This is a genomic window from Mycobacterium sp. NGS69, from assembly GCF_059812165.1.
In genome coordinates this window covers 54,866-81,017 of record NZ_JCALCD010000009.1, presented here as the reverse complement: position 1 = coordinate 81,017, position 26,152 = coordinate 54,866, and the positions used below count along the sequence as shown (strand labels likewise).

The following is a 26,152-nucleotide window of genomic DNA, read 5'->3' as shown; positions in this document are numbered from 1 at the left end:
TTTATGTTGCATAGCCATCAGTGCCGAAAGGTCCATCGTGCTGACGCCCCTCGCCAGCTTGCGCCGGCTGGCGGCCTGCTGCACCGCCGTGGTGGCGTGCGCGGTGCTGGCCAGCACCACGGGGCAGCCCGTCGCCCGCGCCGCAGACGGCCGCGACCTGCTCGCCGGCGCCATCGAGACCACCAAGGGCTCGTACCTGGTCTACAACTTCGGCCCCGGCCACCCCACGCCGATGCTCAACGCCGGCGGCAGCTGGTACGAGATGAACAACGGCGGGCACCTGATGGTCATCAAGAACGCCTCGGGGCGGCTCGCGCCACACCTGCTGGTGGACAGCCACCAGGGTGATCAGGCCCGCTGCGAGAACAACCCCGGGGCGCGCACCGGCGAGGGATTGTGGCAGGCCTCGGAGGTGTACGCGCCGCTGCAGGCGTGGCAGCGGATGGGGCAGCCGACGATCGCGATCAACGCCAACTTCTTTGACATCCGACCGCAGAAGGGTGGCTCCTGGCGCCAGACCGGCTGCAGCTCACCGCTGGGCGCGTTCGTCGACAACACGCACGGCCAGGGCCGGGCGAACCAAGCGGTCACCGGCACCGTCGCGTACCCCGGCAAGCAGGGCCTCTCCGGGGGCGGCGAGAGCTGGAGCGCCCTGTCGACGATGATCCTGCCGTCGGGTGGCGCGCCGTATGTGTTGCGCGCCAAGAACCCCCAGGACTACGACGTCGCCACCCCGGTGGTCGCCGACCTGCTGAACCGCAACCAGCGGTTCGTCGCGGTGTCGGGAATCGGCCTGCTGTCCCCCGGCAAGACCGGGCAGCTGAACGACGGCGGGCCCAGCGCGGCGCGAACGGCCCTCGCCTACGTGAAGCAGCGGGACGAGATGTACATCTTCGAGGGCGGCAGCTACACGCCGGACAACATCCAGGACCTGTTCCGCGGTTTGGGCAGCGACACCGCGGTCCTGCTGGACGGCGGCGGCTCGTCGGCGATCGTGCTGCGCCGTGACACCGGCGGCATGTGGGCCGGCGCCGGGTCTCCGAGGGGATCGTGCGACACCCGCGAGGTGCTCTGTGACTCCCACGAGCGCGCGCTGCCCAGCTGGCTGGCCTTCAACTAACCGTCGCTGGGCTTCGGGCCGAAGCGGAAGATCAGCAGGCTGGTCGCCACCACCGCGGCGGTGACCGCGAACACCGGGGCGACGACGAATCGCGACATCGTCGCGCCCAGCAGGGCGCCCGCGCACATCGTGAAAACGACACTGAAGCGCAGCTTTTCGCGCTCACCCGTCCCGCCGGCCAGATGGCTGTCCAAGCCGAGGCTGACGATGGTGGACGTCAGCACCGTGGTGGAGAGTTCCTGGATCCCGAACTGGCGCGCGCTCGAGTGCTGCAGACCGAAGGTGACCGCGAGCAGGCCGATCATGATCAGCTTGGTGTTGTCGTGGTAGTGCAGCACGCCGGCGCCGGCCAGAATCGACAAGGCCACCAACAACACGATTTCGGTTGCCAGCACCGTGCTGATCCACGACCGCGTCCGCCGATCGAAATGCCTTGCCAGCCGGCCGCTGACGATCGTGGTGCAGACGAAGGTGGGCAACGCCACCACGACCGCCGTCAGGTCGATGCTGGTTCTCGGGGCCAGCCAGAAGCCGAGGAAGATCACGTTGCCGGTCATGTTCGCCACGAAGACGTGACCGAGTACCAGGATGCTGATCGCGTCCGCGAGGCCGGTGGCGAACGTCAGCAACAACAGCGCCGCGACGGTCGAGCGCTCGGAGACCGGCGACGCAACGGCCATGGGTGACTTGGGATCCGCGCTATACGTGCGGCGTCAGGTCCAGCGAGGTGATGGTCGTCATCCTCGTCACGAGCCAGCGGCCGTTGGTGCGTTTCATGAACAACCGATAGGAGAGGTATTTCAGCGACGGGATGTTCTTGGTCAGCGGGCTGGTGGACGTGGTGTTGGTGTACACGATGACGACGGCGTTCGGGTCGTCCAGCGACTCGACCGCGGCGCCGGTCACTTCGGTGTTGTTGGTCACCTTGGCCTGCTTGTTCGGCCCCACGATCGCGTCGACGAACTTGCGGTACTGGGCCTCGAAGTCGCCGCTGAGGTAGGCCGCCGCGCGATCGGCGAGGCCGTCCATGTTCTCCGGGGTGTAGGTCCACAGCGCCGTGATCGCGTTGGCCGCGGTGCCGGCCACCTTCAACTTCGTTGCGGCAGTGGCGCGATCGGTCAGGTATGGCTGCACCGCCGCACCCGCGAACGCGGCGGAGCCGACGAACAGCACCGCGGCCACCGCGATGGCGATGGCGAGCCGCTTGCCGGCCAAAATCTTGCGCCGTGGGCGCTTTGCCTTGGCGCCCGTCGCGCCGTCGCCGGCCTCGTCGGCCTCTTCGGCAGCTGCGGTCTCGGCGAATTCGGTTGTCGCATCGGCGGTTTCGTCGGCCTCGCCCGTGGCGTCTTCCGTCGTTGCCGCGTCGGCGGTCAGATCACCTGTATCAGGCTGCTGATCTTCCACTGATTCCCTTCCTGCGTGACGGTTGCCATCCAACGATTGGTGTTGTCGAATACCTGCTTTTCATCCGGCGACTTGGAGGTCACGTCGGTGGCCACCATCACGGTGGCGGTGCCGTCGTCGTTCCACCGCTCCAGGCCCGCACCGAGGACGGTCCCGGTTGCGGGCTCGGCCCGGGCCACCTGAAGCAGGATTTCGTTCGCCTTCTCGTGGTACTGCTTGGCGAAATCACCGGTGGCTTGGGCCATTACCCGGGTCACGTAATCGTTGGCGTGATACGGATCGATGGAGGTGAACTGCGCCATGAACCCCGACACGTAGCTGAGCACCTGGCGCTCCTTGGCGGCCGCGCGCACGCGCGCCTGATGCGCGATCAGCATCAGGCTGCATGCGGCGATCGCCGCGACCATCAGCACCGCGGCGACCGCGCCCGCAGCCGGCTGCCACCACGGCCGCCCCGGCGGCACCGGGCGCGCGATCAGCAGCGATTCCTCGCCGGGCTCAAACTTGCGGCGGGGGCTCATTTTCCGTTCCCCGGCGGTTTCGGCCTGGTCAGTACGGTGAGATCGTCGACGAGCCAATGTTGGTCCGCGCCTTTGGCGAATTCCACCCGAACGGTTGCGCTGATCGGGCGTTCCTCGGGTCCCACCCCCCGCCTGCCCTGCAGGAACAACAGCATCGTCGCCCGGTCCGGCGTGGCGGATTGGACCGACCCGTCGGTGGACCAGTACTCGTTGATGACGGGATTGCCCTTCTGGACCACGTCCTGCTGCGCCGCCAGCTGACTCCGGTATTTGTCGGTCGCCAGCGACCTAGCGCGAGCGAAGTCGTCGCGCAACGACTTTGGGTCGTACGTCAACATCTGTGCCACGATCTTGGGCCCTTGCGTTGCGATCTCGGCCCTGGTTTGATCGCTCGCCCGGTCGCGGGAGTACACCACCAGGTAGCTGACGGCGGTGCCGCCGACACACACCAGCACCGCGGTCAGCACCGCCGCCGCGGTCCAGCGCCGCAACTTGGGCTGAACCTCGTCGTATTCGACCCGGCGCGCTTCGGTGCCCAGCAGCATGTCGGCGAACGTACGGCGCCGCGAATCCCATAGCGGCCAAAGCCATCCCACCACCGACACCGTGTCAAGCAGGTGGGCCAGCTCTCGCAGCAGCAGTCCCCACGGCCCGATGGCGGCGCCGTCGCGGCGCACCACCCCGACGCCGAACAGGCCGCGTCCCAGGCTCCAGCCCGTGATGGTCGGCAGCAGCAACCGGTTGACCAACATCGCCAGGATGGCGAGCCCGGCGACCGAGACGCAGACCCACCACCAAACCGCATGCTGATCCACGGTCCAGGCGACCAATGCCATGGTCACCGCCACGGCGACGCACGGAACGACGTCCACGACGAACGCGCCCGCACGAAGCTGCCAGGGGGCCAAGGCATCCCGCGGTGACTCCGGTAGCGCCGCAGTGGTCGGGTTCTTTTCGACCACCACCGTCACTTCGTCACCTGGTCGAGCTTGGAAATCCGGTACTGCCCTTCGGCGAATGCCATCTTCACCCGCAGCCGGTACCCGGTTTCCTTTTGCGACTGATCGCTGGCCACCTTGACGCGCATCGCGACGAGCACGTCGACCGAACCGTCGTCGTTGTTGCGCTCCACCGCCGCCCGCACATCGGCCACCTGAACGTGGACGTTCGCGGCCTGGTAGGCCTGCACGATCATGTTGGTGTACAGCAGCGCCTGGGAGCGGAATGCATCCGTGCCGCACTCGATGATCTTCTGTTCACTCTGGGCCATGGCGTTGGTGTCGGGCGCCTGGGTCGCCGACACACAATCCACCGCCGCCTTGAGCGCGGCCGCGTCGTTGCGCGCGATGACCTGGCTCTCGTGGTGATAGCGCAGCGCGAAGTAGCCACCGGCCCCGAGGCCGGCGGCGAGCAGCACGAGCGCGGCGGCGATGCCGGACAGCCATCCGCGCCCAAGGCGCGAGGGACGGCGCTCGGCGTCCGGGGTGACGGCCTCGGTTTCGGCTTCCGTTTCGGCGACGGGCTCGGCCTCGGGCTCGGGTTCGGCCTCGGGTGCCGCGGGGCCGATCGCCTCGGCTTCGGTTTCGGGCGATTCCTCGTCCGTCAGCTGTGTCGTCGTCTCGTCCTCAGCAGCCGCCGGCTCCTGATGGCTCTTCGGACTTGATCTCTGGGAGGGCTTGCGCAGTCGACGAAACCTCGGCATGGGTGGGGGGTTCAGCCGGCCGGAGCCAGCATCTCCTTCCATCCGTCGTCTCCTGTTTTGCTCGAGTTCTCGACGGAGTATTTCACCCCATCCGGCCCCACCAGCTCACCGCTCTGCGGACTGTACATGGCAACGGGGGGCCCGCTCGGAGTGTAGACACATGGGTTGGGCTGTTGGCCGTTGCACTGCACCGTGCCGCTTCCCGGCCGCGACAACGGGTCGCTGGTCGGTGGCGGCGTCCCAGCAACCCGATCCGACGGGGCCGGGTTCTGGCCGGTGTCGACCGTGGGCGCCGGGATCACCATGCCCGGCCGCACCGATTGGTCGCAGCGCGCCGCGGGCGCCGGGCAGGTCAGGATCTGGTTGGGGTCGCCATACCAGGGGTTGGTACCCGCCGGAACGTATGGCCTGGGGTCGCGGCACTCCCGCGGCGTGGCCGCCCGCTTGCCGGGGATGTCGGTACACGGAATGTTGCGTGATCCGCGCACGCTGTTGGCCGGTTGGTCCATCGGGATCTTGCAGTACGTGCCGGACGGCAAAGGCACCAGGCTGGTGTCCGCCGGGGATCGCCACTCCGATGCCGGGACGAAGCCGGTCAGGCACGGCGGCGGTTGGTTGATCGACGGCGCGAGGTCGAGTGCGGCCTGGTTCGGGAACGGCGCGGCGACCGTCTGCGCGATCGAGGCGCCCTGCGGCAGGAAGACCAGCACCTGCTCCACGCCGGTGTGGTAACGCTTGAGCAGGTCGAACACAACCTCCAGGTTCGCCAGCGTCTGCGGCAGGGAGTCGCGGACGTCGTTGAACACCTCATTGACCTGATCGGCGGTCGGCGCCGCCTGGCGCAGCACGCTGCGCACGTGACTGTCCTCCCGCGCGGCCTGCGCGGACAGGTTGTTCAGGTTGCGGGCCCAGCGCTCGATGGCGGCGTTGGAATTGACCTGGCTGTCCAGGATCGGCCCGGAGTTCTGGATGATGTCGTTGACGTTGGTGATGTTCGTCTTGAAGTCGCCGACGATCGCCTGGGTGGAGTCGACCAACCGCTGCAGGGCGGGGCCCAACCCGCCGACGGATTGCGCCGTCTCGTCAAGCAGCTGGCCGATCTTTTCCTTCGGCAACACCGCCAGGCCTCGGTTCGCGGTGTCCAGCGCGGGGCCGATCTCGGCCGGCACCGTGCCCTTGGTGATGGTCTGGCCGTCGGCGAAGTCCTTGCCGGGATTCCCGGTCGACACCAGGTCGAGGTACTGCTCACCGACCGCGGACACCGAGTGCACGTTGGCGACCGCGTCGACCGGGATCTTGTAGCGGCTGTCGATGCTCATCGTCGCCTTGGCACCCGTTTCGGTGGGCTCGACGTCGGTGACCTTGCCGATGGTGATGCCGCGGTAGGTCACGTTGGCCGTCGGGTATAGCCCGCCCGACGCGGGCAGGTCGGCCTTGAGCGTGTACCGCCCGACGCCCACCAGGCTCGGAATCTGCAGGTAGTAGATGCCCAGCACCAGGATTGAGATCACGGTCAGGATCCCGAAGGCGATCAGCTGGCGTCTGATGAAGGGGGTCAGCATTGGCTAGTGTCCGCCCTCTCCACGAGCGGTCCGCCCGGCGCGTTGTTGGGGTTCGGCGTGTAGCGGACGTCCGGGATCATCGTCTCGGGGTCACGCCCGTACGACTGCTCGAGCGCCCGCAACGCTCCCGACAATCCGGTACCGGTGAGGAACGCGTTATCGATCGAGCTGTAGGTCACGTCGAGCGTCAGCGAGACGTTCTGGTAGTCGCCGCGCATCAGCTTCGGAATGGTGTCGATGTCGTAGGGCTGCGTCAGGATCAACTTCAGCGCCCCGATCAGGTACGGCGACGCCTGGCCGAGCTCTCTCAACGGGCATTGCAGGTATTGCAAGTCCTGGTGCAGGGGCCCGCGCGCCTCCGACAGGTACTGGTCGGCGGCCTGGCTGAGCCGTCCCACCGAGTCGACGGCGTTGATCAGCAACTGCTTGGTGTCGGCGAAATGCTTGATCAACGGCGGGATGTCGGTCAACGCCCGATCCAGCACGTCCGCCCGGCCGCCGACGTACACCAACAGCCGGTTGGTGGAGTCGATGGCGTGGGTGATGTCATCGCGCTGCTGGTTGACCTGGGTGACGAAGGTGTCCAGCTTGCCCAAGAAGGCCCGTATCTGGTTCCCCCGCCCGTTGAAGATGTTGAAGACCTCGTTCTGCAGCACCTCGAGGTTGGGGATGCCGCCACCGCGCAGGATCAGCGACAGGCTGGCCAGCGTCTGCTCAGTGGTCGGAAACGCCGTCGAGTTCTTCAGCGGGATGGTGTCGCCGTCCTTGAGCAGCTCCGGCGACGGGTTGGGCGGGGCGGCCAGCTCCACGTGCTGCGAACCCAGCAGCGAGGTCTGGCCGATCTTGGCGGTGGCGTTCTTCGGCAGCTTGACGCCCTTGTCGACGCCAAGCGTCAGCGTCGCCACCCAGTTCTTCAGGTTGATGGCCCTGATCGAGCCTACGAAGACGTCGGCGACCATCACCTTGCTGTTGCCATTGATGGCGAGCGTGTCCGGCATCTGGACGTAGAGGGTGTAGGACCCGCCGCCAGTGCCCGGGCCGCCCGGGATCGCCACGTTGGAGATGCCGCGCCAACCGCACGAGCTCAGCACCAGCGCGGCCACCAGGAACACCAGCGCCTGCCAGGCCCGATGGCGAATCAGGCGGATTAGCCGCGTCGCAGTCACTGGCCACCCCCGAAGTTAGCCGGAATTGGCGGCCCGCCCGCGTTGGGCGCAGGCGCCCCCACCGGCGCGGGCGTCGGAGCTACCGGGCCCGGTGCCACGTCCGGCCCCGGCGGCGGCGGCTGGATCGGCACCGGAGCATTCAGACCGATCGGCGGCAGGATCGGGTTTTGGTCGTAGGCGTTCGGCGGACCCGGCGGGGTCTGCAGGGTCGACTGCACGGGCTCGATGTTCGGGCCACCCATCAGCTCGGCCAGCGAGTCGGGGGTCATCAGGCCCGACGTGATCGGCCCCACCTGCTGGCCCTGCATGCCCGGCGCGACGATCCAGCCGTGCTGGGTGTTGCGGTGCGACAACGGCCCATCCGGCACCCAGATCCCCGGGACGGTGGTGTCCTTGTACCCGTTGGGCGGCTGCAGCCGCGGCTCGGAATAGGCGATGTCCTTGGGCAGCGTCTCGGCGGTGTTGCCCGTGTTCAAGCCGAAGGGCAGGTAGTTGAACTTGATCGCGTCGAGGATCGGCGCCAGGTATTGCGCGCAGAGTTCGGCGGACTCCTGGTATCCCAGCCGGCTGCCGGCCTGAATCGAGCTGCAGATGAACTGCATCGGGTTGGCGAAGGTGATCGACGGGATGGCGACAACAGATCCGTGCGTCGGGTGATAGATCTGGTTGATGTTCGCCGCGGCCGTCGGCAGGACGTGCAGGGCGGTCTCCAGCCCGTTCAGCGGATCGGGTTGCAGCAGTGCATTCGTCGCGGTCGCCAGGTTGTTGACGTCGTGGGTCAGCACCTCGCGGTTCTGGTCGAGCCAGGGCCGCAGGGTGGAAAGCAGGCTGTCGAACTGCTGTGTCGCGTCGGCCAGGGCGCCGTCGGAGCTGGCGAGCCGACCGGTGACATCCGCCAGGTTCTGGTTCAGCGCGACGAACTGCTGATCGTCGGCATGCAGCGCGTTGACGAACAGCGCCAGGCTGCGCACCACCGCGAAGAAGTCGCCGCGCCCCTCATTGAGCGCGGTCAGCGCCTGCGACAGGCTGTTCAGCGTGTTGTTGATCTGCTTGCCCTTGCCGGCCAGCCCGTTCGCGTAGGACTCGATGACCTCACCGAACGGGCCCTTCGGCTGCTCGGGCGTTGGGCCGAGCTTGGAGATGATGTTGGTGATGCTGTTGCGCAGGGTGTCCCACTCCACCGGCACCTGAGTGCGGTCCTCGGGGATCACCGCGTTGTCGGCGAGCACCGGGCCGCCCTTGTAGGGCGGCTCCAGCTGGATGGCGCGCGAGGCCACCAGGGTGGGGTTGAGGATCACCGCCGACGCGCTGGCCGGCACCTTGTACTTGTTCTGGTAGTGGAAGGTGACCTTCATCTTGTCGCCGGCCGGCTCGATCTTGTCGATCGCGCCGACCCGCAGCCCCATGATCTGCACCTTGTCGCCGGGGTAGAGCGCGTTCGCCGCCGGGAAGTAGGCGACGACGGTGTTGTTGGTCAGCTTCTGGTAGAGCCGCCAGCCGGCGTACCCGAGGACCAGGGCCAGCACGATCACCAGCGATCCGATGATCACCGATGTCCGGGACAGCTTCGGCACCCGGATGTTGCGGACATCAAAGATGGTGCTCAATTCTGGCTACCTCCAGTGACGCCGCTACCTCCCGTGCCGCCGGGGTTGATGAACGGCGCCGGCAGCTGGTTGCCCGGCCCGGGCGGCGCCGGCGGACCTGGCGGCAGGCCCGGCGCGAACGTCGACGGGGGCGGCGTCGGGCCGGCCGGTCCCAGGTTCTCGGTGCGGGCACCCGGCGGAGCCTGAGTCGGCAGGGGCACCGGCGTGCCCGGAACGTTCGGCGGCGGGTCGCCCGGCCGCCCCGCGATGTTGATGCCCGGGGTGGGCGGCAGGCCGTCGGGGTTCGGCGGCGACGTCGCGACGTCGACGGGCGCCGGGAAGCCGGGGCCGCCGAACGGGCCGACGGTCGCGCCCGCGCAGGGCAACGGGTTCCACGGCCGCGGCAGGCCCTCGTCGCCGACGGTGACGTTGCCACCGGGGTTTGCCGGCGTGTACGAGCACGGCGACCCGGGCGGGACGGCCGGTCCCGGATGATCCGGCGTGCCCTCCAGCACCGGCGGCGCCGGCGGCGGCGCGCCGTTGGGCAGCCGCGTGCCGTTGGGGTCGGGCCACCGGAATTCCGGCAGACCCGCGCTGCGCCAGAAGTTCTCCGGGTCGATGCCCCGCTTCTTGAACGCCGCGTCTACCCATGGCTGGAGAATCTGAGGCAGCGCCAGGTTGTGCAGGACGACTTTGAAGTACGGTCCCGACGCGATCGCCTCGTTCAACGACGGGAGGAACTTGCCGACCTCGGTGAAACCGGCGGCCAGGTCGTCCTTGCGCTGGACCAGGATGTCGCTGACGGTGCGCAACTGTTCCAGCACGTGGTTCAGGTTGGGGTTGTCGTTAATGAAGCCCTTGATCTGTTGAGAGAACGCGGCGATGTTGCTCAGCAACGCGTTGATGGCCTGGCCGCGCTCGTTGAAGGCGGCCAGCAGCACCTTCGCGTTGACCAGCAGCCGGTCGACCTGGTCGCTGCGGTCACCGAGGATGCTGGCCACCTGATTGGCCTGCGCAAGAAGGTGTTTGACCTCCTCGTCGCGCTTGCCGATTGTGTCGGAGAACTTGGCCACGCCATCGAGCGCGGAGCTCAGGTGCGGATAGGTCTGATCGATCGTCTCCGACAGCACGTGCAGCGACTGCTTGACCGTGTCGATGTCCCAACCCTGGGCGGCCTTGGTCACGTCGAAGAACGCGTCGTAGATCTGATACGGCGTGGTGCTCTGGCCGATCGGCAACGCGGCGCCGGGCCGCAACCGCTGGTTGCCCCGGTTCTCGATCTCGAGGACCTTCTTGCCCAGGATGGTGTCGGTCTTGACGGCCAGCCGGCTCTCGGTGCCGATGCTTTCGGTGCCGATGTTGAACTTGACGAGGACGTGGTCGCCCTCGATGTCGAGGCCCTCGATCTTGCCGACGTCCATGCCGGCGATGCGCACCTTGTCGCCCTTGCTGATGCCGCCGGTGTCACTGAACTGCCCGAAGTAGTGCGGCTTGGCCATCAGCATGGGCACACTCGTGAAGCTTTGACCGACCCCGATGACGAGCAGCGTCACGAGGATGCCCATCAGGCCGATGCGCACTCGGTTGGGGGGTTCCAGCGTTCTCATTGCGGCGTGCACCTACCCGTCGGCTGTTGGAAGAGCCGGACCGTGCGGACCGGGCCACCGCCCTGCAGCCCGTTGAGCTTGAGGGTGATGTCGCAGGCGTAGAAGTTGACGAAGTCGCCGTAGGAACCGATGGTTCGCCCGATCATGTTCAACGCGGTCGGCACCTTGTGGATGAAGTCGTTCAGCTGCTCGCGCTGATCGATGAGCGGCTGCTGGACGGCGTCGAGGTAGTTGATGGTGCCGTGAAGCAGCCCGCGGTCCTCGGCCAGCAGGTCGGCCACCGTCCCGGCGGCGTTGCTGATGTGCGCGGTCCCGCCGGCCAGCTGGTCGGCGTGGCCCTTCAGCCCGGTGATCAGGACCTCCAGGTTGTTGACCGTCTGATCGAACTGCTGGCGATGCCGAACCGTGGTGTCCAGCACGATGTTGAGGTTCTTGATCACCTCGCCGATCGCCTGGTCGCGCTCGCCGAGCTGGTTGGTCAGCTGCGCGGTCTGATCCAGGATGTCGTTGATGGTGCCGCCCTGACCCTGAAACACGGTGACCAGCGCGGTGGCGATTGTGTTGACCTTTTGCGGGTCCAACGCCCGGAACAGCGGCTTGAAGCCACCGATGAGCGCGTCGAGGTCAAGGGCCGGCGACGTCCGCGACACGGGGATGAAGCCGCCCGGCGGCAGAACCTTGTCGGCGCCCTCGCCCTCGCCGCGCTTGAGCTCCAGGTACCGGTTACCGATCAGGTCGAGGTAGCGGATCTGCGCGGTGGTCGACTGATACAGCGGGATCGAGCGGTCGACGTTGAATTTCACCCGGGCCCGCCGGCCGCCGTCGACCAGCTCTACCGAGTCGACCTTGCCGATCTCCACGCCCGAGGCGCGGACGAATTGGCCCTGCCGCAGTCCGCTGACGTTGGTGAATTCCGCCGAGTACCCATTCGTGCGGTCGAAGCGCATCTGGCCGAACACCACGACGATCATGACAGTGAACAGCAGCAGCACCAGTGAGAAGATGCCGAGTCGGACGAGGGTACCGGTGATTTTCATGGGTTGATCGTGTTATCCCCTACCTGACGGCCCCACACGTACTCGATCGCGTAGGGCGAACCGACCTCGAGGTGGTTATACGGCGCGAGGCTGTTGCCGCTATCCATCACCAACTCGGGGGCGGGCCACAGGTCATGGGTGATGTGCTGCCAGCAACCCGGTGCGCCGCCCGGTCCGCCGCGCGCGTTCACCCGCGGCAGGTTTTCCGGATAGATGTAGGGATTGGGCGCCCCGCCGGCCAGCCCGGCCAGCGCGGCCACGTTTCCGACTCCCATGGTGGCCGCCCCGAGCACGAGGGTGGTTGCCAACGAGAGGGGGTTCAGCGTGAGCCCCAGGCCCGACAGCAGCTCGGTGTGAGCGTTCAGCGAGTAGCCGTTGCCGCCGAGGAACGTCCGGGCCGTGGGTTCGATGTCGTGGTAGTTGCGGACGGTGCAGAACAGCTCGGGGCTGTAGGTGTCCAGCAGCTGGGCCGTGGGCACCAGGTCCTGGGCGCCGCGCGCCAGGTACGGCCCGCCCCTCTCGAAGAGGTCGGCGCCGGTGTTGCCGAACCCGGCCGCCGACAACAACGCCTGGTCCAGATCCTTCTGCTGCGCGTTGATCGTGCGCGAGGTGACGACCGCGTTGTTGAGGAAGTCGATGAGGTCCGGTGCGGCGTTGGCGTATGTGTCACCCAGGGCCGCCAGCGCCTGGATGTCGTGCCGGACCTGAGGCTGCTGCGGGTTGACGTCGTCGAGGACCGCGTTGGCATTGACGATCGACTGCCCGAACCGGTCGCCCAGCCCGGTCAGTGATTGGGCCGCGGCGCTCAGCGTCAGGTTCAGCTTCACCGGGTCGACCTGCTGCGCGATCTCAGTGATGGTCTGGAACAGCGTGTTGATCTCCGTCGTCACAGTCCGGGCGTCGATCACGGTCTGCGGTGAGATGCGTTGCGCCGACGGGTTTTTCGGCGTCGTCAGCGACACGTACTTACCGCCGAACACCGTGGTGGCCTTGATGTCGGCGTTGACGTTGGCCGGGATCAGGTTCAGGTATCTCGGGTACACGTCGAGGCTGAACTTGGCCGCCGGCTTGCCGTCCTTGACGATCTCGGAGATCTTGGCCACCCGGCCGATCTCCACCCCGTTGTAGGTGACCTTGGAGCCGGGATCCATGACCAGGCCGGCCCGGGCGGCCACCATCGTCAGGTGTTCCTTCTTGGTGAAGTCGCCACGGAACTGCCCGTACACCAGGACGAGTGCCACGGCCGCGGCGACGAGCAGCGCGACCCCGGCCAACTTGTATGGCGGGTTGCGGGGCGCGTTGATCTTTCCGGCGGGTGACGTCATGGCTACACCGTTAACGCGAAGTTGGGGTTGACGCCGTAGAGCGCCAACGCGGCGGCCAGAACCACAACCTGCACCGACACCAGCGAGAAGCGCATCGACCGGCCGACGGCCTCACCGACGCCGACGGGCCCGCCGCCGGCGTTGTACCCGTAAAAGCAGTGGGTGATCATCACGACGGCCGTGATGAGGATGGCCTCCACGAACGACCAGAACACGTCGTCGGGGCGCAGAAACGTCCGGAAGTAGTGCTCGTAGGTGCCGTGGGACTGCCCGTACAGCACCGTCGTGGTGATCTGCGGGGACAGGAAAGACATGATCATCGCCAGCGAGTAGAGCGGGATGATCACCACCAGCCCGGCCATGATCCGCGTGGTCGCCAGGAACGAGATCGACTTGATGCCCATCACTTCCAGGGCGTCGATCTCCTCGCTGATCCGCATGGCACCCAGCTCCGCGGTGGCACCGGCGCCGACCGTGGCGGCCATCGAGATGCCGGTGACGACGGGCGCGGCGATGCGCACGTTGATCAGCGCGGCGAAGAAGCCGGTGAACGCCTCGACGCCGATGTTGCCCAGGGAGGCGAACCCCTGGATGGCCACCAGCGAGCTGCCGGACAGGGTCACGAAACCGACGATCGCGACGGTGCCGCCGACGACGGCCATCGCGCCGGTGCCCATGCCGATCTGGGCGATCAGCCGTAGGGTCTCCTTGCGGTAGTTGCGCAGCGCGTGCGGGATGTGCCCGAGGGCCACCGCCCCGAACCAGGCCATCTGCCCGGCGTCGTCGAGCCCGCGGCCCAGGGCACCGCCGTAGCGGCTGAGATTCTCGACGAACCGGGGATGGACGCCGCGCGTCACGGTGCCGATCGACATGTCAGTGCCCCGTTCCGAATCGCACGCCGATGGTGGTCAGCACCACGTTGACCGCGTACAGGGCGACCACGCAGAGCACCACGGTTTCGTTGACGGCGGTGCCCAGGCCCTTGGAGCCGCCGCGCACGGTCAGCCCGCGGAAGCAGCCGACCAGTCCGGCGATGAGCCCGAACATCGCGGCCTTGACCGTCGCGATAACCACCTCCGGCAGGCCGGTGATGGTGGTCAATGTGGCGAGGTAGGCCCCGCCCGACACGTTCTGCAGGTACACCCCGAACAGGTACCCGCCCACCAGGCCGACGGTGATCACCAGGCCGTTGAGCAGCGTGGCGACCAGGGTCGCGGCGATCACCCGGGGCACCACCAGCCGGTGGATCGGGTCGATGCCGAGCACCTCCATCGCGTCGATCTCCTCGCGGATGGTGCGCGCACCGAGGTCCGCGCAGATCGCGGTGGACCCGGCGCCGGCCACCACCAGCACCGTGGTCAGCGGGCCGAGCTGGGTGACCGCGCCGATGGCGGCGCCGGCTCCGGACAGGTCCGCGGCGCCGAACTGGGCGAGCAGCACGTTGAGGGTGAAGATCAGCAGCACGGTCAGCGGGATCGAGACCATGATGGTCGGCAGGAACGCCACCCGCATGATGAACCAGCACTGCAGGACGAATTCGCGCCATTGGAAGGGCCAGCGGAACAGCGCCCGGCCGGTCAGCACACACATCCGGAAGAACCCACCGATGAGCGTCAGCGGCGTCTCCAACTGGTCGCGCAGGTAGCCGACCAGGTGTGGACGATCCGTCGTCGAAGTCACCGGTTCCCCCTCACCTCGACATCGTGTGCCCCGGGGGTCCGCAGCGAAACGAGTCGCACGCGTCGCCCCCTCTCCGTCCCGCGGTCGGGGGAAACCCCACCTCTCCCCGACCATGTGTCTGTGACCATCGGCTCCCTACCCGCAAGTAGTAACGGAGACCACAGGAATGTACCCGATGGTCGTGAGCGTGTGAACTGCATCCGCACAATTAACCCTTCGTCAACAGCGGGCAAACGTTACAGTTTCCGTCAGCCCTCCCCTTGTGTGGTCAAATCCCTTGCCGCAGAACCGCTTTCAGTTATATTGACGGCTGCGTAGCGAACCCGCAGCTCGGTCTTGAGCACCTTCCCGGCCGGATTGCGGGGCAGTGCGTCGACGATTTCGAGCGCCTTCGGATGCTTGTACCGCGCGAGCCGCTCGGCGAGGAACTCGAGCAGGTCGTCCAGCCGCAACTCCTCGCCGGCGACGGCGGCGACCGCGATCGGCACCTCGCCCCACTTCTCATGGGCCCGGCCGATGACGGCGACTTCGACGATCTGGGGATGGCCGGCGAGAACGTTCTCCACCTCGGCGCAGTAGATGTTCTCGCCGCCGGAGATGATCATGTCCTTCTTGCGGTCGACCACCCAGACGTAGCCGTCCTCGTCCATCCGGACCAGGTCCCCGGAATGGAACCAGCCACCGGCGAAGGCCTCCGCGGTGGCCTGCGGGTTGTTCCAGTAGCCGCTCATCAATGTCGGTGCGCGGTAGACGATCTCGCCCACCTCGCCGACGGGGACGTCGTTCATGTTTTCGTCGACCACGCGGGCGGCCACCGTGGGGATCACCTTGCCCACCGAGCCGCGCTTCCGGATCGCGTCGTCGCCGAGCAGCATGCAGGTGACCGGCGACATCTCGGTCTGGCCGAACGCGGCGAGGATCTGGGTCCCCGGGAACGTTGCCGACATCTCCCGCAGCAACGCGTCCGTCGCCGGGGCGGCCCCCCATGACATCACCCGCAACCTCAGATCGCGGGGCCGCGCCTGCTGTTCGGCGCACACCGCCTGCCACTGCGCCGGAACCAGAAAGAGCCCGGTGACCTTCTCCGCCGCCAGCACGTCGAGCAGCTGGCCGGGGTCGAAGGCGCCCAGCGGGTAGATCACCGTGGGGATGCCGAGCAGCATCGACGTCAGCATGTTGCCGATGCCGGCGATGTGGAAGAACGGGACGCCGACGAAACCGACGTCGTTATTTATGTCGGCGCCCATGGTGTACAGCCCGGTCATCGTCTGGCCGGTCAGGTTGGCGTGGGTCAGCACCGCGCCCTTGGGCCGGCCGGTGGTGCCCGAGGTGTACATGATCAGCGCGGGCGAATCGTTCGGGATGTCGACCGGCCCATGCGTCTCGCCCGGCTCGTCAATGAGGTCTTCGTAGCCGAACACACCTTCGTCCGTCGACGCGCCGGCGACGACGATGGTGTCCAGCATCGGCTGGATGTCGCGCACGCCGGTCGCCACCGGGGCGAGCACCGATTCGGTGATCAGCACCCGCGCCTCGCAGTCCTCGACCAGGAAGACGATCTCGGCCGAGGTGAGCCGGAAGTTGAGCGGGACCGCGATGGCGCCCAGCGCGTTGACGGCCAGCACCGACTCGACGAACTCGGTGCGGTTGAGCATCAGGATCATGACCCGATCGCCGAAGCCGACGCCCCGGCGACTCAACGCATCGGCCAGGGCCATGACCCGGCGGTGCAGGCCCTGCCAGGTGACCGTGTTGCCCAGGAACCGCAGCGCCGTCGCGCCGGGTTGCATCAGCGCGTGCCGCTCGAGTTGGTTGACCCAATTCTGCCGCCGGGCCAGGTACGGCTGCTCGGTGGCTTGGGTCAGATGGCTGGCCAATTGCGCGGTCAACTGGTTGTCTCCCCTTTACCTCGCGCACCGCTCGCGTCAGGTTGATATTTGATAAAACATGGTGTTACGTGGGTCACATTATGGCTTTAGTGCCGCTCTGACAAGACCAGACAAGACCCGCCCAGCCCGCTAAACCCCTGGCAGCCCGCGTGAACGCACCGATGTCGACCCAACCGAGGACCCGCCGGCCCCTGCGCCGGGCGCAGTTGTCCGACGAGGTCGCGGGTCACCTGCGGGCGGCGATTATGTCCGGGGCGCTGCGCCCGGGCACGTTCATCCGACTCGACGAGACCGCGGCCGAGCTCGGGGTCAGCGTCACGCCGGTGCGGGAGGCGCTGCTGAAGCTGCGCGGTGAGGGCATGGTGCAGCTGGAGCCGCACCGCGGCCACGTCGTGCTGCCGCTGAGCCGCCAAGACATCCGGGACATCTTCTGGCTGCAGGAGACGATCGCCAAGGAGCTGGCCGCCGCGGCCACCGACCACATCACCGACGCCCAGATCGACGAGCTGGACCGCATCAACAAATCGCTTGAAGCGGCGGTCGGCTCCAGCGAGCCCACCACCATCGCCGGCCTCGAGCACGCGTTTCACCGCGTCTTCAACCAGGCCAGCGGGCGGATCAAGCTGGCCTGGTTCCTGCTGAACGCCGCGCGCTACATGCCGGCGGAGGTGTACGCGGCCGACCCCGAATGGGGCGCGGCCACCGTCGCCCACCACCGGGAGTTGATCGCGGCTCTGCGCCGGCGCGACGCGCACGCGGTGGTCGAGCACACCGTCTGGCAGTTCACCGACGCGGCGGCCCGGCTCACCGTGATGCTGAACCGGGCCGGAAGCTTCGACTGAGCCGGCGCCTGCTCAGCCGCCGAGCTGCTCGGCGCGCTGCTTGAGGTTCTCGGCGAGATGGTCGAGCACGTTGCCGGCGAGCGACTTCACCATCGGCGCGGGGACCGGCAGGGTGGTCTCGACGTCCATGTCCACCGTCAGCAGGCTCGCCAACCCGGTCTCCACGACGCTGAACAACTGCTCCTGCTTGGAGAACAGGTCGCCCTGCTGCAGGACGGTCTGGATCTGGTTTTCCCCCGGGTAGTAGATCGCCTGGATGAAGGTGGCCTGCATGCCTTGGTAATCGGCGTCGAGCCGCACCTGGCTGGGGCGCCCGTCGTCGTAGCGGGCGAGCACCCAAAGGCCCTTGATCTCCTCGTTCCACTCCGGGTAGCGCTCGAAATCGGCGACGATGCCCATGATCGACGCGGCGTTGGCGCTGACCTCGACGGTCTTGCTCAAAACTGGCATGGCGCAAGCATATCGGGCGACCGGCCGCGCTATTGATCCACGCGGGCCGTCGACAGCAGCGCGCGGATGGCGTCGGGAATCGGCACCGGTTTGCGGCTGGCCCGGTCGACGTAGACGTGCACCCAGTGTCCCAGAGCGGTGATCGGTTGCGGTCCCTCGCCCGACCGGAACACCCCGAGCCGGTAGGTGACGCTGCTGCGGCCGAGGCGCGTGACGGCGAGGCCCACCGTCAGGCCCTCCGGGAAATGCAGTTCGGAGAAGTAGCGGCAGCCCGACTCGGCGACGATGCCCAGCGCGGGCGTGGCGAGGGGGTCGATCCCGACGCTGGTGTTGATCCAGGCGTTGATCGCGGTGTCGAAGAGTTGGTAGTAGACCGCATTGTTGAGGTGGCCGAACATGTCGTTGTCGGCCCACCGGGTTCCCACCGGCCACAGCACGGGGAAGTCGGCGCTGGTCGGGTTGTCCGACGGGGTTGAACTCATGGTCTACCAGTACCGCATGGCCTGCCGAAACAGGTCCCCCAGAACCGGTTTGGTCATCTCTCGCGGGGCGTTCTGCAACAGGCGCTGCTGGGGGTAGGCGCCCTCGGTCAGGGCCGCCGCGTCGTCTTCGGTGTAGCCCACCCCGCTCAGCCCGTTCGGCATGCCCACCGCCCGCATGATCCGGATGAGCTCGCCGGCGAGCACCTCGCCCGCGTCCCGCACGCCGGCGCCCGCGGTGTCGGCGCCGAGCAGCCGCGCCCCCTCCAGGTGCCGTTCCGGATTCGCCGACGCGGTGAAGCGGAACGACGCCGGCGCGTTGAGGATGACGGCCATGCCGTGCGGCACGAGCGGCTCGTCGGGCGGGTAACCACCGGGCCGGAAGTCGCGCACCAGCCCCGCGACCGCGTAGGCCATGCCATGCGGCGCGTGCACGCCCGCGTTGCCGAACGCGATGCCCGCAAGCGCTGCGGCCCACATCATTTGCTCGCGGGCCTCGCCGTCGGTGGCGTCCTTCGTCGCGCGCTCCAAAAACTGCCCCAGCAGGCGCAGCGCCTCGCGGCAGCCCAGATCGCTCCACGGATTGGCGCCCTGGCTCATCGGCCGCTGGCTGGGTCGCTCGGGCGCGCGCCGCCGCAGGTAGGGCCGCGCGGTGTAGGACTCCAGCGCGTGGGACAGCACGTCGAGGCCCGCCGAGGCGACCACCTCGGGCGGCAGGCTCGCGGTGCAGTCGGGGTCGACGAGGGCCTCGGTGGGACGCAGCGCGGGAGAAGCGATGCCCGTCTTGGCCTTCAGCGACACCAGGTCGAAGATCGCGATGCCGGTCACCTCGCTGCCGGTGCCCGCCGTGCTGGGGCAGGCGATGTGCGGCCTGAGCGGGCCGGGCACGGATTTGCCCTCGCCGATCGGCGCGTTGACGTAGGCGAGAAAGTCGGCGGGATGGGTGGCGTACAGGTTCGCGGCCTTGCAGGTGTCGATCACGGAGCCCCCACCCAGCGACACGTAGCCGTCGGGCTGGCACTCCTGCGCGAAGCGCGCCGCGTCCCGAAACGACGCGTCGGTGGGCTCGACGTGGACCTCGGTGTAGGCGACGACGTCCAGGCCGGCCGCGACGAGCGAGTCGCGGGTTTTGGCGAAGACGGGGAGCGCGGCGACGACGGCGTCGGTGAACAACGCCACCCGCCGCAGCCCGAGGGCGCGCGCTCGATCACCGACCTCCGCGAGGCAGCCGCGCCCGAAGGTCACCCGTGACGCATCGACGGTGAAGGCCCCGTCGCAGTCCTCAGTGGGAATCGGGACATCGCAGCACGCCATCCCGTCATTATCTCGGATGCAGCGGCGCGATCGGTTCCGCCGTCGGGTCGGGAAGCCGGTGGCTTTCGATGTAGTCCCACCGGATTTGGTAGCCGAGCCCGGGGCCCGACGGCAGGTCGACGAATCCGTCCGGGCCGAGCGGATCGCAGGACGCCTCGAGGTAGGGCGGGGCGGCGTCGTAGCGGGCGCCGGGCCCGAGCAGGCCGCGCTCGTAGTATTCGCAGACGTCTTCGCTCGTGGCGCCGAGGACCGCCAGGTTGCCGAAGCCGCTCATGTGCAGCTCGCAGCGCATGCCGACGGCCTCGCACATCCCGGCCAGCTTCATGACGCCGGTGATGCCGCCGCGCAGCACGTCGATGCGGCTGATGTCGGACGCGTTGCGCAGGATCCAGTCCGCCCGGGTGTAGATGCCGCCCTCCGCGATCTCGGGTGAGCAGATGGGGATGTCGAGCGCACCGGCCAGCTTGGCGTAGGACTCGACCCGGTACTCCGGCATCGGATGCTCGTACCAGTAGAAGCCCAGCCGTTCGAGCTCCCGGCCGACGCGCAGCGCGTCCTCGTAGGTGTGATAGGTCCCCCACGGGTCGAACATCAACACCATCTCGTCGCCGACGGCCGCCCGAACCTCCCGGCACACCCGGATGTCCCAGTCCACGTACGACGGCCGGGGCAGCGCGAACTCCCCCGTCGCCGGGTTCCAGTAGTGGTACGGATGGATCTTGTAGGCGCGATAGCCCTGGCGCCGGCAATCCGCGGCATGGGCGGCGTACTGCTCGGGCGAACCCAGGTTGTTGAAGCTGCTCGCATACGCCTTCACCCGGTCGCGGGCGCCGCCCAGCAGCTTGCGCACCGGCAGCCCCGCCACCCGGCCCGCCAGATCCCACAATGCCAGATCGATGACGCTGCAGACGTTTTCGGGAAGCTTGGCCGCCCACAGCTGACGCCATATTTCCGCCCGGTCGAGCGGGTCCCGGCCGGCGAGCAGCGGGCTCAGGAACTGGGCGATCAGCGCCTGGTCCCCGGGCAGCAGGCCATCCTGGTCGCCGTGGAAATGACCGCCGAAGTAGTAGCCCTCGGCCCCCTCGTCGGTGAGCACCTTGGTCACCGTCTGGACCACCCGGTAGTCGGTGACCAACTGGCCGAAGGAAATTCGGTCGACGACCGTCTCGAACGGGATGACCTGAAGGCCGACGATCTTCATGGCAGCCGATTGTTCCGGGGGATCGGGCGTTCAAGTAGAGCCGAAGGTCCTCGCCAGGGCCTGGCCCTGCAGGGCGAACAACCGCTCGGAGTCCGACCAGTCCGGCAGCAGCGAATCGAACCCGTGACAGGCCCGGGGAAACACGTGCAGCTCGGCGGAGACCCCGGCGCGGAGCAGCGCCAGCGCGTAGTCGACCGCCTCGTCGCGAAACGGGTCGATCTCGGCGCAGGTGATCAAAGCCGGTGGCAGGCCACCCAATTGGACTCGTCGGGCGGGCACAGAGCCCGGCAGTCTCGCGTGGGGACCCAGGTAGTGGCGCCACATCAGCTCGGCCGCCTCGCCGTCGAAGGCCGGGCTGGTGCAGAACTCGGCCTTGGACGCGGTTTCCCGGTCGTCCAGCACCGGCTGGTGCAGCAGCTGGAACACGACCGCGGGCAGCGAGGCGTCGGCCGCGCCGTGCGCCAGGCACGCCGCCAGGGTCGCGCCGGCGCTGCTGCCCCCGACGGCCAGGCGCGCCGGGTCCACGCCCAGCTCGGCCGCGGTGGCCCTCACCCAGCGCAGCACCGCGATCGCGTCGTCGAGCGCGGCCGGGTAAGGGTGCTCCGGCGCCAGCCGGTAATCGACCGACACCACCGTGCACTGGCCCCGGCTTGCCAGCTCGACGCACTGCCGGTGATCGGTGTCGAGGTTGCCCAGCGCGAAGCCGCCGGCGTGACAGTAGATCATCGCCGGCGCCGGGTTCCCCTCGCCGCCACGGTAGATGCGCACCGGCACGCCACCGGATTCGGTCGCCACCGTGTCGTCGACGATCCGCACGCCCCGCGGGTCGGTGCGTGCGGCGGCCTCCCGGCGGCGCTGGTTGAACGGTTCGCGAATGAGCCCGATCGACTCCTCCGAAAAGTCGGTTCGCGTCGTCGCGACGGCCTGCAATGCGGGATCGAGCCGAGTGAAGCCGTCCAATCCGGCGGGTTCGGTCATCCGCCCGGGGCCTGGAAAGCGAAGTCGGCGGGCTTGAATCGGCGCGTCATTCCCCAGAAGGTACGCGCGCTGCGCGGCCACTGCGTCACCACCCGCCCGTTGGGGGCGCGGAAGTAGTTGCTGCACTGGGTGGTCCACACCGTGCCGACCATCCAGCGGTCGACCTTGGCGACGAACTCCGCCAGCGCGGCGGGCCGCACGACCACGTACGTCTTGCCCCGGCGCCGCATGTGTTTCAGCGCCCGCACGATGTAGCGGGCCTGGGCCTCGAGCATGAAGATCACGCTGTTCGAACCGACATTGGTGTTCGGCCCGTACAGCATGAAGAAGTTCGGGAATCCCGGAACGGCCATGCCGAAATACGCGTGGGCCCCGTCGCGCCACACCTCCCGCAGCGTCGTCCCGCCCTCGCCGGACACGTCCAGCCCGGCCAGGTAATCGGCCGCGGCGTAGCCCGTCGCACACACCACGACGTCGACGTCCCGTTCGGTGCCGTCCTCGGTGACCAGGCTGCGCGCGCGCAGGCAGCGCGCGGGGCTGTTCAGCACCTCGACGTTGGGGCGGACCAACGCGGGCAGGTAGTCCGAGGAGAACACCAGCCGCTTGCAGCCCATCGGATGGTCCGGGGTCAGCTTGCGGCGCAATTCCTCGTCGGCGACCGTGTTTTCGAGCATGCCCAGCGCGACCGTCTCGAACTCCTCGGTTTTCTCGCTGCCGTGCTCGATCACCGAGATGTTGGATTCGCTGCGCAGCCACAGCCGCGTGCGATACAGCTTCTTGGCGAACGGTATGTGCGCGAAGATCCAGCGCTCCCGTTCGGTGTAGGGCCGGTCGGGCTTGGGCAGGATCCAGGTCGGTGACCGCTGCACCGAATACACCTTGTCGGCCACCTTCGCCAACTCCGGCACCAGTTGCGAGGCCGTCGAGCCGGTGCCCAGCACGGCGACCCGCGCGCCCTCGAGCGAGACCGAATGGTCCCAACGCGCGGTGTGCATCAGCGTGCCGGTGAACGGCTCCTCTTCCACCAGGCCCGGGAGCAGGGGGCGGCTGAACAGGCCCACCGCGGACACCACGACGTCGAAGTGGTGCGTCTCGCCGGTCGCCGCGGTCAGACACCAACGCTGGGCGTCTTCCTCCCAACGCGCGGAGACGATTTCGGTGCGCAGTCTCAGGTGTGGGCGCAGGCCGTACTTGTCGGCGCAGCGCTGGAAGTACGCCAGGATCTCGGGCTGCGCGGGCCACAGCCGCGACCAGTCCGAGTTCAGGTCGAACGAGTACGAGTACAGGTGCGACTTGACGTCACAGGCCAGCCCCGGATAGGTGTTGATCAGCCAGGTGCCCCCGACGTCGTCCTCACGGTCGAAGATGGCGAAGTCGTGGAAGCCGGCCCGAGCCAACAGGATTCCCAGGGCCATGCCTCCGGGCCCGGCACCGATGATGCCGACCGACAGGTGCCCGCTCATCGGATCTGCAGGCATTGCCCACCGTCGACGACCAGTTCCGCGCCGGTGATGAACGACGCCTCCTCGGAGACCAGAAAGGCCACCGCGTCGGCGATCTCGGCCGGTTGGCCGATCCGCCCGAACGCCGACGACGCGGCCAGCCGCAGCTGGGTGGCGTCATCGAGCATCGGGGTCGCGATGGGTCCGGGAAACACCGCGTTGACGCGGATGCCGAAGGGGGCCAGCTCGGCGGCCGCGTTCTGGGTCAGTCCGCGCAGCGCCCACTTCGACGAACCGTAGGCGCTGTGCCGCGGAAAGGGCCGGATCGCGCCGGTGCTGCAGATGTTGACAATGGCCGCGTTCATGGCCGCGTTGCCGGCCGCGCGCAGGTGCGGCAGCGTCGCCTGGATGCCGAGGAAGGCGCCGAAACAGTTGACCCGCCAGGCATTTTCGAAGCGCTCGGCGGTCTCGTCGGCCAGCGAGGCGCGGTGCAGCGCGCCGGCGTTGTTGACGAGCGCGCTCAGCGAGCCGAAGCGCCGCACGACCGTGTGCACGGCCGCCTCCCATTGCGCCTGCGAGGTGACGTCGAGCGGGATCCCGATCACCCCGTCGTCACCCAATTCGTCGACCGCGGCGGCCAGTTCGTCGCCGCGCCGATCGCAGGCGGCCACCGAATGGCCGGCCGAGCGCAGCCGTTTGGCCATGGCCCAGCCCTGTCCGCCGGCGGCGCCGGTCACCAGTGCGACGCGTTGATTCACGAGGACGGCACCTCGGGGCTGTCGGACAGGCCGCGGCTGGTGACGAACTGGCACCGCCGGCGCGCAAAGCGCCAGCGGCCGTTGGCGCGGACCAGCTCGTCGTCGTACAGCGCGGGCCGCAGGTGCAGATCACCGGCCCTGACGAACAGCACCTGCGACCGGGCCGTCGCGGTGTCACCATGCACGTCGATTCGCGAGACCCCGGTCAGGTGCAGGCCGCGTGGCGCGTGCTGAAACATTGTGCGGATCGCATCACGCCCGTCGAAAGACTTTCCATAGACCAAGAATTGGGCATCCGCAGTGAAGAGTTGCACGCATTCATCCGTATTGCCGGCGTCCAGTGCCAGCGCGTAGGCGGCGATCAGTTCGCGTATTGCGGTCTCGGTCACTGTTCGCGAGCCTCGCGTAGGTGTTCGGCCGCTCCGCGGCGCAGGGCCTGCGATTCGGCGGCCAGGGTGATCATCCGGATGCCCAGCCCCGCCATGGCGCGGCCCGTCTTGCCGTCCCCCGCGTGGATGCCGGTGATCAGGCCCGCCTCGGTGGCGGCGCGCTGGATCCGGGCGATCGCGTCCAGCACCGCCGGATGTTTGGTCGCGCCAACGACTTCCACGCCCAGTGAGAGGGCCAGGTCGGCGGGCCCGATGTACAGCCCGGCCAGCCCCGCGACGGCACAGATCTCGTCGAGGCCCGATAGCGCCGCCGCGGTCTCGATCATCGCGAACACGCTCACCCGGGACTCCAGCGCGGCCGTGTCGTGGCCCAGGCTGGCACGCAGCGGGCCGAAGCTCCGGACGCCCGCCGGCGGGTAGCGGGTCGCGGCCACCGCGGCGGCGGCCTGGTCCGCCGACTCGATCATCGCGATGATCACGGCGTCGGCGCCGGCGTCGGCCACCCGCCCGATCGGCGCGGCGTCGGCGTTCGGCAGCCGCACCGCCGTGCCGATCGGCACGTGCTCGCTGTGCCGCAGCATCCCGGCGATGTCCGCGTCGTCGATGTAGCCGTGCTGGGCGTCGAAACCGACGTAATCGTAACCGGCCCGGGCGAATTCCTCGGGCCCCAGCAGCGTGGGTCCGGTGATCCAGCCGCCCCAGAGGGGGGTGCGGTCGCCGCCGAAGACGCTCATCCGGCGATCGCGATCTTGATACGCTCGGGCGCCGGCCGGCAGGCCAGCTCGAACGCGCCCTGCACGTCGTCCACGCCGAAAGTGTGGGTGAGATAGGTGCCGAGCAGCTCGGGATGCTCGTCGGCGAACTTGGCGGCGACGTCGAGGACCCGCCGCCGGTCAAGCGTCACACCGGATTTCAAGGTCAGGTTGTTGCGCAGCATGAGGCGCATGCTGATCGGGTAGGCCTCGTCGTCGGCCACGCCGAAATAGAAGACCGTGCCGCCGGGCGCGGCGGCCTCGACGGCGTGCCCCAGGGTGGCCACCTGGTGCCCGACGGCTTCGATGACGACGTCGGCGCGTTCGTCGGGAGCCAGTTGGCTCACCCAGCGGTCGCTGGTGGCGCGCACCGGGTCATCGACCCCGAATGCCGTTGCGTGGCTGGTGCGGTCGACGGGGTCGACCCCTGTGACGCGCCGCGCGCCGGCGGCCTTGGCGACGTAGGAGAACAGCAGGCCGATCGAGCCCTGGCCGATGATCGCGACGTGCCGGCCGGCGAGGTCCGGCAGCTGTTCGCAGGCGTAGAGGACGCACGCCAGCGGTTGCAGGCCGATCGCCTCCGCCGGGCTCAGCGCCGGGTCGTAGGGCGCCAGCATGCCGCCGTCGCTGATCACGCGCTCCATCAGGCCGTCGAACCCGGATGCCCAGCCCACCACGCGATCGCCGGCGCGGTGATCCGGGTGGCGGCTGGCGATCACTTCGCCGGCCACCTCGTGGATCGGGAACCCGTCCTTTTCGGCGGCGCTGCGCCCGTCGTCGCCCGGTAGCCGGCCCCTGTTGCCGCGGAAGGCCGGCAGATCGCTGCCGCAGACGCCGGCGGCCGAAAACCGCAGCAGGACTTGGCCGTCGGTCAGCTGCTCGGGCGTCTTGTCGGGGATCGACGTCCGCTCGAACTGGTATGGGGCGGTGATCCGGTAGGACCACACG

The 26,152-nt window shown here is 68.3% G+C and carries 26 protein-coding genes; 2 read left to right on the top strand and 24 right to left on the bottom strand.

The features are described 5' to 3' along the window. The first annotated feature begins 10 nt into the window (after positions 1–10). The gene (locus tag AC5Y2S_RS24195; protein WP_499958995.1) at positions 11–1,120 is read left to right on the top strand and encodes a phosphodiester glycosidase family protein; all 1,110 of its coding nucleotides are present in this window, start codon (positions 11–13) and stop codon (positions 1,118–1,120) included. On the opposite strand, the gene AC5Y2S_RS24190 is transcribed toward AC5Y2S_RS24195, so the two are convergent. From AC5Y2S_RS24190 to fadD5, 14 genes are all read right to left on the bottom strand, one after another. Next, positions 1,117–1,800 (bottom strand): YoaK family protein, encoded by a 684-nt coding sequence (locus AC5Y2S_RS24190; protein WP_499958837.1) that lies wholly within the window; start codon positions 1,798–1,800, stop codon positions 1,117–1,119. The genes AC5Y2S_RS24195 and AC5Y2S_RS24190 overlap by 4 nt on opposite strands. Before the next feature lie 19 nt (positions 1,801–1,819). Then, on the bottom strand, positions 1,820–2,524 hold the full coding sequence (locus tag AC5Y2S_RS24185; RefSeq protein WP_499958836.1) for a hypothetical protein: 705 nt from the start codon (positions 2,522–2,524) through the stop codon (positions 1,820–1,822). Next, on the bottom strand, positions 2,491–3,045 hold the full coding sequence (locus AC5Y2S_RS24180) for an Rv1363c family protein (protein WP_499958834.1): 555 nt from the start codon (positions 3,043–3,045) through the stop codon (positions 2,491–2,493). Before AC5Y2S_RS24180 ends, AC5Y2S_RS24185 begins: the two co-directional genes overlap by 34 nt. After that, a complete protein-coding gene (locus tag AC5Y2S_RS24175) occupies positions 3,042–4,016 on the bottom strand; it encodes an RDD family protein (protein WP_499958833.1) in 975 nt (324 codons plus the stop codon). Before AC5Y2S_RS24175 ends, AC5Y2S_RS24180 begins: the two co-directional genes overlap by 4 nt. Further along, entirely contained in the window at positions 4,013–4,789 is a 777-nt protein-coding gene (locus AC5Y2S_RS24170; RefSeq protein ID WP_499958832.1) for an Rv1363c family protein, read from the bottom strand. Before AC5Y2S_RS24170 ends, AC5Y2S_RS24175 begins: the two co-directional genes overlap by 4 nt. Then, positions 4,759–6,309 carry a virulence factor Mce family protein gene (locus AC5Y2S_RS24165; protein ID WP_499958830.1) on the bottom strand — a complete coding sequence of 517 codons (1,551 nt, stop codon included), beginning with the start codon at positions 6,307–6,309 and terminating at the stop codon, positions 4,759–4,761. Before AC5Y2S_RS24165 ends, AC5Y2S_RS24170 begins: the two co-directional genes overlap by 31 nt. Further along, entirely contained in the window at positions 6,303–7,475 is a 1,173-nt protein-coding gene (locus tag AC5Y2S_RS24160) for a virulence factor Mce family protein (protein ID WP_499958828.1), read from the bottom strand. The genes AC5Y2S_RS24165 and AC5Y2S_RS24160 overlap by 7 nt, the downstream gene beginning before the upstream one ends. Further along, positions 7,472–9,082, bottom strand: coding sequence for a virulence factor Mce family protein (locus tag AC5Y2S_RS24155; RefSeq protein WP_499958826.1), 1,611 nt, complete (start codon positions 9,080–9,082; stop codon positions 7,472–7,474). The genes AC5Y2S_RS24160 and AC5Y2S_RS24155 overlap by 4 nt, the downstream gene beginning before the upstream one ends. Then, complete coding sequence (locus AC5Y2S_RS24150; RefSeq protein WP_499958824.1) at positions 9,079–10,668, bottom strand: virulence factor Mce family protein; 1,590 nt, start codon at positions 10,666–10,668, stop codon at positions 9,079–9,081. The genes AC5Y2S_RS24155 and AC5Y2S_RS24150 overlap by 4 nt, the downstream gene beginning before the upstream one ends. Beyond that, a complete protein-coding gene (locus AC5Y2S_RS24145) occupies positions 10,665–11,705 on the bottom strand; it encodes a virulence factor Mce family protein (RefSeq protein ID WP_499958822.1) in 1,041 nt (346 codons plus the stop codon). Before AC5Y2S_RS24145 ends, AC5Y2S_RS24150 begins: the two co-directional genes overlap by 4 nt. Further along, on the bottom strand, positions 11,702–13,030 hold the full coding sequence (locus AC5Y2S_RS24140) for an MCE family protein (RefSeq protein ID WP_499958820.1): 1,329 nt from the start codon (positions 13,028–13,030) through the stop codon (positions 11,702–11,704). The genes AC5Y2S_RS24145 and AC5Y2S_RS24140 overlap by 4 nt, the downstream gene beginning before the upstream one ends. A gap of 2 nt (positions 13,031–13,032) precedes the next feature. Continuing rightward, the gene (locus AC5Y2S_RS24135) at positions 13,033–13,902 is read right to left on the bottom strand and encodes an MlaE family ABC transporter permease (RefSeq protein WP_499958819.1); all 870 of its coding nucleotides are present in this window, start codon (positions 13,900–13,902) and stop codon (positions 13,033–13,035) included. 1 nt (position 13,903) lies between these two features. After that, positions 13,904–14,710 carry an MlaE family ABC transporter permease gene (locus AC5Y2S_RS24130; RefSeq protein ID WP_499958818.1) on the bottom strand — a complete coding sequence of 269 codons (807 nt, stop codon included), beginning with the start codon at positions 14,708–14,710 and terminating at the stop codon, positions 13,904–13,906. 248 nt (positions 14,711–14,958) lie between these two features. Next, on the bottom strand, positions 14,959–16,599 hold the full coding sequence (fadD5, locus tag AC5Y2S_RS24125) for a fatty-acid--CoA ligase FadD5 (protein WP_499958817.1): 1,641 nt from the start codon (positions 16,597–16,599) through the stop codon (positions 14,959–14,961). A 161-nt stretch (positions 16,600–16,760) separates the two neighbouring features. Here fadD5 and AC5Y2S_RS24120 point away from each other — a divergent pair, with 161 nt between their 5' ends. Then, positions 16,761–17,441 (top strand): GntR family transcriptional regulator, encoded by a 681-nt coding sequence (locus tag AC5Y2S_RS24120; protein ID WP_499958994.1) that lies wholly within the window; start codon positions 16,761–16,763, stop codon positions 17,439–17,441. Positions 17,442–17,453: 12 nt separating this feature from the next. Here AC5Y2S_RS24120 and AC5Y2S_RS24115 read toward each other — a convergent pair whose 3' ends face one another. The 10 genes from AC5Y2S_RS24115 to AC5Y2S_RS24070 are packed head-to-tail and all read right to left on the bottom strand — an operon-like array spanning position 17,454 to position 26,151. Beyond that, on the bottom strand, positions 17,454–17,891 hold the full coding sequence (locus tag AC5Y2S_RS24115; RefSeq protein ID WP_499958815.1) for an SRPBCC family protein: 438 nt from the start codon (positions 17,889–17,891) through the stop codon (positions 17,454–17,456). A 29-nt stretch (positions 17,892–17,920) separates the two neighbouring features. Then, positions 17,921–18,373 (bottom strand): acyl-CoA thioesterase, encoded by a 453-nt coding sequence (locus AC5Y2S_RS24110; protein ID WP_499958813.1) that lies wholly within the window; start codon positions 18,371–18,373, stop codon positions 17,921–17,923. 3 nt (positions 18,374–18,376) lie between these two features. Continuing rightward, the gene (locus AC5Y2S_RS24105; RefSeq protein WP_499958811.1) at positions 18,377–19,684 is read right to left on the bottom strand and encodes a hydroxyacid-oxoacid transhydrogenase; all 1,308 of its coding nucleotides are present in this window, start codon (positions 19,682–19,684) and stop codon (positions 18,377–18,379) included. 7 nt (positions 19,685–19,691) lie between these two features. Further along, positions 19,692–20,885 carry an enolase C-terminal domain-like protein gene (locus AC5Y2S_RS24100; protein WP_499958810.1) on the bottom strand — a complete coding sequence of 398 codons (1,194 nt, stop codon included), beginning with the start codon at positions 20,883–20,885 and terminating at the stop codon, positions 19,692–19,694. Positions 20,886–20,915: 30 nt separating this feature from the next. Next, positions 20,916–21,863 carry an alpha/beta hydrolase gene (locus AC5Y2S_RS24095; protein WP_499958808.1) on the bottom strand — a complete coding sequence of 316 codons (948 nt, stop codon included), beginning with the start codon at positions 21,861–21,863 and terminating at the stop codon, positions 20,916–20,918. Then, complete coding sequence (locus AC5Y2S_RS24090; RefSeq protein ID WP_499958807.1) at positions 21,860–23,341, bottom strand: flavin-containing monooxygenase; 1,482 nt, start codon at positions 23,339–23,341, stop codon at positions 21,860–21,862. The genes AC5Y2S_RS24095 and AC5Y2S_RS24090 overlap by 4 nt, the downstream gene beginning before the upstream one ends. Then, positions 23,323–24,063: an SDR family NAD(P)-dependent oxidoreductase gene (locus AC5Y2S_RS24085; RefSeq protein ID WP_499958806.1), complete on the bottom strand. Its 741-nt coding sequence runs from the start codon at positions 24,061–24,063 to the stop codon at positions 23,323–23,325. The genes AC5Y2S_RS24090 and AC5Y2S_RS24085 overlap by 19 nt, the downstream gene beginning before the upstream one ends. Next, positions 24,060–24,452 carry a nuclear transport factor 2 family protein gene (locus tag AC5Y2S_RS24080; protein ID WP_499958805.1) on the bottom strand — a complete coding sequence of 131 codons (393 nt, stop codon included), beginning with the start codon at positions 24,450–24,452 and terminating at the stop codon, positions 24,060–24,062. The genes AC5Y2S_RS24085 and AC5Y2S_RS24080 overlap by 4 nt, the downstream gene beginning before the upstream one ends. Then, complete coding sequence (locus AC5Y2S_RS24075) at positions 24,449–25,186, bottom strand: HpcH/HpaI aldolase family protein (protein WP_499958804.1); 738 nt, start codon at positions 25,184–25,186, stop codon at positions 24,449–24,451. Before AC5Y2S_RS24075 ends, AC5Y2S_RS24080 begins: the two co-directional genes overlap by 4 nt. Continuing rightward, on the bottom strand, positions 25,183–26,151 hold the full coding sequence (locus AC5Y2S_RS24070; RefSeq protein ID WP_499958803.1) for a zinc-binding dehydrogenase: 969 nt from the start codon (positions 26,149–26,151) through the stop codon (positions 25,183–25,185). Before AC5Y2S_RS24070 ends, AC5Y2S_RS24075 begins: the two co-directional genes overlap by 4 nt. Position 26,152: the final 1 nt, after the last annotated feature.

What these genes read in the sequence shown, in the direction of transcription:
- AC5Y2S_RS24180 (WP_499958834.1), bottom strand. Translation starts at nt 3,045, where the DNA reads ATGAGCCCCCGCCGCAAGTTTGAGCCCGGCGAGGAATCGCTGCTGATC.
- AC5Y2S_RS24090 (WP_499958807.1), bottom strand. Translation starts at nt 23,341, where the DNA reads ATGCCTGCAGATCCGATGAGCGGGCACCTGTCGGTCGGCATCATCGGT.
- AC5Y2S_RS24135 (WP_499958819.1), bottom strand. Translation starts at nt 13,902, where the DNA reads ATGTCGATCGGCACCGTGACGCGCGGCGTCCATCCCCGGTTCGTCGAG.
- AC5Y2S_RS24140 (WP_499958820.1), bottom strand. Translation starts at nt 13,030, where the DNA reads ATGACGTCACCCGCCGGAAAGATCAACGCGCCCCGCAACCCGCCATAC.
- AC5Y2S_RS24105 (WP_499958811.1), bottom strand. Translation starts at nt 19,684, where the DNA reads ATGGCGTGCTGCGATGTCCCGATTCCCACTGAGGACTGCGACGGGGCC.
- AC5Y2S_RS24150 (WP_499958824.1), bottom strand. Translation starts at nt 10,668, where the DNA reads ATGAGAACGCTGGAACCCCCCAACCGAGTGCGCATCGGCCTGATGGGC.
- AC5Y2S_RS24100 (WP_499958810.1), bottom strand. Translation starts at nt 20,885, where the DNA reads ATGAAGATCGTCGGCCTTCAGGTCATCCCGTTCGAGACGGTCGTCGAC.
- AC5Y2S_RS24115 (WP_499958815.1), bottom strand. Translation starts at nt 17,891, where the DNA reads ATGCCAGTTTTGAGCAAGACCGTCGAGGTCAGCGCCAACGCCGCGTCG.
- AC5Y2S_RS24120 (WP_499958994.1), top strand. Translation starts at nt 16,761, where the DNA reads ATGTCGACCCAACCGAGGACCCGCCGGCCCCTGCGCCGGGCGCAGTTG.
- AC5Y2S_RS24075 (WP_499958804.1), bottom strand. Translation starts at nt 25,186, where the DNA reads ATGAGCGTCTTCGGCGGCGACCGCACCCCCCTCTGGGGCGGCTGGATC.
- AC5Y2S_RS24095 (WP_499958808.1), bottom strand. Translation starts at nt 21,863, where the DNA reads ATGACCGAACCCGCCGGATTGGACGGCTTCACTCGGCTCGATCCCGCA.
- AC5Y2S_RS24145 (WP_499958822.1), bottom strand. Translation starts at nt 11,705, where the DNA reads ATGAAAATCACCGGTACCCTCGTCCGACTCGGCATCTTCTCACTGGTG.
- AC5Y2S_RS24110 (WP_499958813.1), bottom strand. Translation starts at nt 18,373, where the DNA reads ATGAGTTCAACCCCGTCGGACAACCCGACCAGCGCCGACTTCCCCGTG.
- AC5Y2S_RS24170 (WP_499958832.1), bottom strand. Translation starts at nt 4,789, where the DNA reads ATGGAAGGAGATGCTGGCTCCGGCCGGCTGAACCCCCCACCCATGCCG.
- AC5Y2S_RS24165 (WP_499958830.1), bottom strand. Translation starts at nt 6,309, where the DNA reads ATGCTGACCCCCTTCATCAGACGCCAGCTGATCGCCTTCGGGATCCTG.
- AC5Y2S_RS24190 (WP_499958837.1), bottom strand. Translation starts at nt 1,800, where the DNA reads ATGGCCGTTGCGTCGCCGGTCTCCGAGCGCTCGACCGTCGCGGCGCTG.